We start from the raw sequence: 5,988 nt of genomic DNA on the forward strand, positions 1-5,988 counted from the left end.
AAACCAACACACTCTCACACAGCCACACTCACACACTCTCACACAACCACTCTCACACACCACTCTCAAGCCAGCACACGCCATCACATACAGTAGGACCCTGGGAAACAAACGCTTCCCAGGGTCCTACCCATAACGTGTAATGCGGCGGTGTGCTACTCTCCCACACCCTACCGAGTGCAGTACCATTGCCGTGCTGGGCCTTAGCTTCCGGGTTCGGAATGGAACCGGGCGTATCCCCCAGGCTATGACCACCGCAAATCTTAACTTATCCCACCACCTCCACAACAGAAGTGAGGTTCCGGGTGACAATCGGGGAACCGGCTAGTAGACGCGTTTCATATAATCCATTCATTACTAGACTGCTTGCAGAACGACCCTGACCATCACGCATGCTTCACGCCTGATCACGTTCATCACTCTCATCAACCAACCCCTATCAAAGGCTGGGATTATGATTACCATCAGCCATTAGTACCGGTCAGCTTCACCCCTTACAGAGCTTCCACATCCGGCCTATCAACCACGTGTTCTACATGGGGCCTCTCACACTTCAAGAGTGCACGGAATCCTTATCTTGGAGGGGGCTTCCCGCTTAGATGCTTTCAGCGGTTATCCCATCCGAACGTAGCTAACCGGCCGTGCCACTGGCGTGACAACCGGCATACCAGAGGTTCGTCCACCCAGGTCCTCTCGTACTATGGGCAGGTCTCCTCAAGATTCCAACGAGCGCAGAGGATAGAGACCAAACTGTCTCACGACGTTCTGAACCCAGCTCGCGTGCCGCTTTAATCGGCGAACAGCCGAACCCTTGGGACCTGCTCCAGCCCCAGGATGCGACGAGCCGACATCGAGGTGCCAAACCATCCCGTCGATATGGACTCTTGGGAATGATCAGCCTGTTATCCCCGGGGTACCTTTTATCCGTTGAGCGATGCCGCGTCCGTACGCCGGCACCGGATCACTATCTCCGACTTTCGTCCCTGCTCGAGCCGTCACTCTCACAGTCAAGCTCCCTTATACGATTACACTCGTAACCCGATTGCCAACCGGGCTGAGGGAACCATTGAGCGCCTCCGTTACTCTTTAGGAGGCAACCGCCCCAGTTAAACTACCCGCCAGGCACTGTCCCTAACCAGGATAACTGGTCGAGGTTAGAAGCCAGACAACAACAGAACGGTATTTCACATTACAACTCCACGCAAGCTGGCGCCCACGCTTCACAGTCTCCCGTCTATCCTACACAATCATTGCCTAACACCAATACCAAGGTATAGTAAAGGTCCCGGGGTCTTTTCGTCCTTCTGCGCTTAACGAGCATCTTTACTCGTACTGCAATTTCGCCGAGTTCCTGGTCGAGACAGTGGGGAAGTCGTTACGCCATTCGTGCAGGTCGGAACTTACCCGACAAGGAATTTCGCTACCTTAGGATGGTTATAGTTACCACCGCCGTTTACCGGGGCTTAAATTCACCGCTTCACCAAAAGTTAACGGATCCTCTTAACCTTCCGGCACCGGGCAGGCGTCAGTGCATATACAGCGGCTTACGCCTTCGCATGCACCTGTGTTTTTGGTAAACAGTCGCTACCCCCTGGCCTGTGCCACCCACACCAGCTCCACCCGCAAGGGGCCTCACCAGCACGGGTCTCCCTTATGCCGAAGGCACGGGAGCAATTTGCCGAGTTCCTTGACCAGGATTCACTCGATCGCTTTAGTATACTCTACTTGACCACCTGTGTCGGTTTAGGGTACGGGCGGTATACACACTCACGTTGAAGGTTTTCTCGACAACAGGACACACCGGATATCAAGGCCAACGCCTTCCATCATCACGCCTCACGCACAAGCCAGACGGATTTACCTATCTGACGCGCCACACGCTTAACCACGGATAACCACCACCGCAGCCCGGCTCTCCTATTGTGTCACTCCCACGCTACCATCCCCACTTCCACCATGAACCACACCAGTATCACACACCCGAAAGCATGCTCAACCAACATGAAAGACACAGCTTCACCAGTTCAAGTTTGACGCATGTATGCCGGTAGGAGAATATCAACTCCTTCATCCATTCGACTACGCCTGTCGGCCTCGCCTTAGGACCCGACTCACCCAGGGACGACGAACGTTGCCCTGGAACCCTTAGTCATTCAGCGGACGGGATTCTCACCCGTCTCTCGCTACTCATGTCTGCATTCTCACTTCCACACAGTCCACAACACGGTTCCCCGGCTGCTTCACCCCATGCAGAACGCTCTCCTACCCAACAACCACAAGGCTGTTGTCGCGTCTTCGGTGGTGTACTTAAGCCCCGCTACATTGTCGGCGCGGAGCCACTAGACCAGTGAGCTGTTACGCACTCTTTCAAGGATGGCTGCTTCTGAGCCAACCTCCTGGCTGTCTATGCGACTCCACATCCTTTCCCACTTAGCACACACTTAGGGACCTTAAACGACGATCTGGGCTGTCTCCCTTTCGACGACGGAGCTTATCCCCCGCCGACTCACTGCCACGATACACTTCACAGGTATTCGGAGTTCAGCTGCCCTCGGTACCCCACAAGGGCCCTCAGGCATCTGGTAGCTCTACCCCCTGGAAACAATTAACATGACGCTGCACCAAAATGCATTTCGGAGAGAACCAGCTATCACGGAATTTGATTGGCCTTTCACCCCTAACCCTAAGTCATCCCCTCAGTTTTCAACCTAAGTGGGTTCGGTCCTCCACGCGGCCTTACCCGCGCTTCAACCTGCTCAGGGCTAGATCATCCCGCTTCGGGTCCAGAACACGCAACTCAAACGCCATATTTCAGACTCGCTTTCGCTACGACTCCCCCACACGGGTTAGTCTCGCCACGCATCACTGACTCGCAGACTCATTTTTCGATAGGCACGCCATCACCCCACAAAGAGGCTCTGACGGTTTGTAAGCACACGGTTTCAGAAACTATTTCACTCCCCTCCCGGGGTACTTTTCACCTTTCCCTCACGGTACTCGTTCACTATCGGTCAAACAGGCATATTCAGGCTTACCCAACGGTCTGGGCAGATTCACACGGGATTCCACGAGTCCCGCGCTACTCGGGAATAATAATCAGTAGACCATGCATTACCAACTACGGGGCCATCACCCTCTCCGGCCAGGCATTCAATCCTGTTCATCTCACACACGGTTTTATCACTACTGCGCAAGTCATCGGCCCTGCGACATACCATCCCACAACACCAGCATCGCAACCCCCGACAGGTATCACACAACACTAGTTTAGCCATCATCCGCTTTCGCTCGCCACTACTCACGGAATATCTTTTCCTGCAGGTACTAAGATGTTTCACTTCCCTGCGTACCCCCCGCATCAGCGGTACCAGCCCAAAAGCTGGTGGGTTACCCCATTCGGAAATCCTCGGATCAACGCCCTGTCGGCAACTCCCCGAGGCTTATCGCAGCCCCACACGTCCTTCATCAGTCCTGTCTGCCAAGGCATCCACCATGCGCCCTTACCAGTAACCACAACAACCAATTACCAACAAGAACAACAACCTATCAGACACATCAACACAACAATCAAGATCACTACAAGCAATCAACCAGACTCTAAACAGAGCCCGGCGAAAAATCATACAACAAACAAACATTCAAACAAACATTTGCTTGCTCGCGTCCACTATCCAGTTCTCAAACCACCACCACACCCACCAGCAACCACCAACCAACAGTCAACAATCACCAACAGGACGGCACCCAGCCACCAAACAAGGCAGTCCGGGAACCCAACAGCATGCCCACACCACTCACCACATTCTTTGACCATTTCCGCATCAGTAACACTCACCAACCACCACCACAACAGCAGCAACCGTGAGCACGACCCCACACCACAACAGCATGAGGAATTTCAAAAAATCTCCGTAGAAAGGAGGTGATCCAGCCGCACCTTCCGGTACGGCTACCTTGTTACGACTTAGTCCCAATCACGGGTCCCACCTTAGACGGCTCCCCCCAGCAAAACTGGTTAGGCCACCGGCTTCGGGCGCTACCCACTTTCATGACTTGACGGGCGGTGTGTACAAGGCCCGGGAACGCATTCACCGCGGCGTTGCTGATCCGCGATTACTAGCGACTCCGCCTTCATGGAGCCGAGTTGCAGGCTCCAATCCGAACTGAGACCGGTTTTAAGAGATCCGCTTCATATCACTATGTCGCATCTCGCTGTACCGGCCATTGTAGCATGCGTGAAGCCCTGGACGTAAGGGGCATGATGATCTGACGTCATCCCCACCTTCCTCCGGATTAACTCCGGCGGTCTCTCGTGAGTTCCCGGCATAACCCGCTGGCAACACGAGACAAGGGTTGCGCTCGTTGCGGGACTTAACCCAACATCTCACGACACGAGCTGACGACGACCATGCACCACCTGTGAACCTGCCCCGAAGGGAAACCACATCTCTGCAGTCGTCAGGAACATGTCAAGCCCAGGTAAGGTTCTTCGCGTTGCATCGAATTAATCCGCATGCTCCGCCGCTTGTGCGGGCCCCCGTCAATTTCTTTGAGTTTTAACCTTGCGGCCGTACTCCCCAGGCGGGATGCTTAACGCGTTAGCTCCGACACAGAACCCGCGGAACGGGCCCCACATCCAGCATCCACCGTTTACAGCGTGGACTACCAGGGTATCTAATCCTGTTCGCTCCCCACGCTTTCGCTCCTCAGCGTCAGTAACAGCCCAGAGACCTGCCTTCGCCATTGGTGTTCTTCCCGATATCTACACATTCCACCGTTACACCGGGAATTCCAGTCTCCCCTACTGCACTCTAGCCTGCCCGTACCCGGCGCCAATCCACCGTTAAGCAGTGGACTTTCACACCAGACGCGACAAACCGCCTACGAGCTCTTTACGCCCAATAATTCCGGATAACGCTTGCGCCCTACGTATTACCGCGGCTGCTGGCACGTAGTTAGCCGGCGCTTATTCAACAAGTACACTCACTCTCGCTTGCTCCTTGCTAAAAGCGGTTTACAACCCGAAGGCCGTCATCCCGCACGCGGCGTCGCTGCATCAGGCTTTCGCCCATTGTGCAATATTCCCCACTGCTGCCTCCCGTAGGAGTCTGGGCCGTATCTCAGTCCCAATGTGGCCGGTCACCCTCTCAGGCCGGCTACCCGTCGAAGCCTTGGTAGGCCATCACCCCACCAACAAGCTGATAGGACGCGACCCCATCTCATACCAGTAAACCCTTTCCCACACCATCATGCGATCATGTGGAACATTCGGCATTACCACCCGTTTCCAGGAGCTATTCCAAAGTACAAGGCAGGTTAGTCACGCATTACTCACCCGTTCGCCACTCTCACCACCAAGCAAGCTTGATGGATCCCGTTCGACTTGCATGTGTTAAGCACGCCGCCAGCGTTCATCCTGAGCCAGAATCAAACCCTCCACAAAAAACTATTGTGAACAGTCAAAACATGACTCTCAAAAAATAAAACTGACAGAACCAATCAAAACGATTGGCCCCACAAAACAAAAAACCCGACACCAATTAAACCCTCTCAGGCACCCACAAACATGGGCAGGCATCAGACTGACAATCAAAAAATAAAATAAGCAGTACAAACACACTATTGAGTTCTCAAACCACCACGCACACCCACCAGTAAGAAACTCTTGAGATTCCTAACTGCTGAGCGGCAGCAAAAGATAAACTTACTCCTATTTGTCTTAAGATGCAAATCGGCATCCAATAACAGTGCATACTCCCTGGAATATCAAGTGTTTACGGCGTGTCTAATTGAAGTCTTCATGACACAACTCTTCAACAACTGCAACAAAGCGAGTTGGTTCTTCCCACTGTGGACAATGAGCCGAATGCTCAAACCACACAAACTTATGCTCGCTCTTTAGCTGCGAAGCATAGTGCTCTACTAGCCCAGCTCGTAAATGTCGTACCTCTCGTCCTTCCAAGAAGGCAACAGGTACTTCAAACGAGT

2 protein-coding genes and 3 rRNA genes are annotated in these 5,988 nt (G+C 53.5%); all 5 read right to left on the reverse strand.

What is annotated here, in order from left to right; all coding sequences use genetic code 11:
* Window positions 1-142: 142 nt before the first annotated feature.
* Window positions 143-259, reverse strand: a 5S ribosomal RNA gene (rrf, locus tag BOCO_RS07300).
* A gap of 193 nt (window positions 260-452) precedes the next feature.
* A 23S ribosomal RNA gene (locus BOCO_RS07305) occupies window positions 453-3,514 on the reverse strand.
* A gap of 153 nt (window positions 3,515-3,667) precedes the next feature.
* Window positions 3,668-3,835 (reverse strand): hypothetical protein, encoded by a 168-nt coding sequence (locus BOCO_RS07420; RefSeq protein WP_158520439.1) that lies wholly within the window; start codon window positions 3,833-3,835, stop codon window positions 3,668-3,670.
* 80 nt (window positions 3,836-3,915) lie between these two features.
* Window positions 3,916-5,443: ribosomal RNA gene (locus BOCO_RS07310) — 16S ribosomal RNA — on the reverse strand.
* The 16S, 23S and 5S rRNA genes sit together here, the layout of an rRNA operon.
* 342 nt (window positions 5,444-5,785) lie before the next feature.
* The coding region (locus tag BOCO_RS07540; RefSeq protein WP_211278704.1) for an alpha/beta fold hydrolase at window positions 5,786-5,988 on the reverse strand (203 nt) is incomplete at its 5' end.

The organism is Bombiscardovia coagulans (genome assembly GCF_002259585.1).
GTDB lineage: Bacteria > Actinomycetota > Actinomycetes > Actinomycetales > Bifidobacteriaceae > Bombiscardovia > Bombiscardovia coagulans.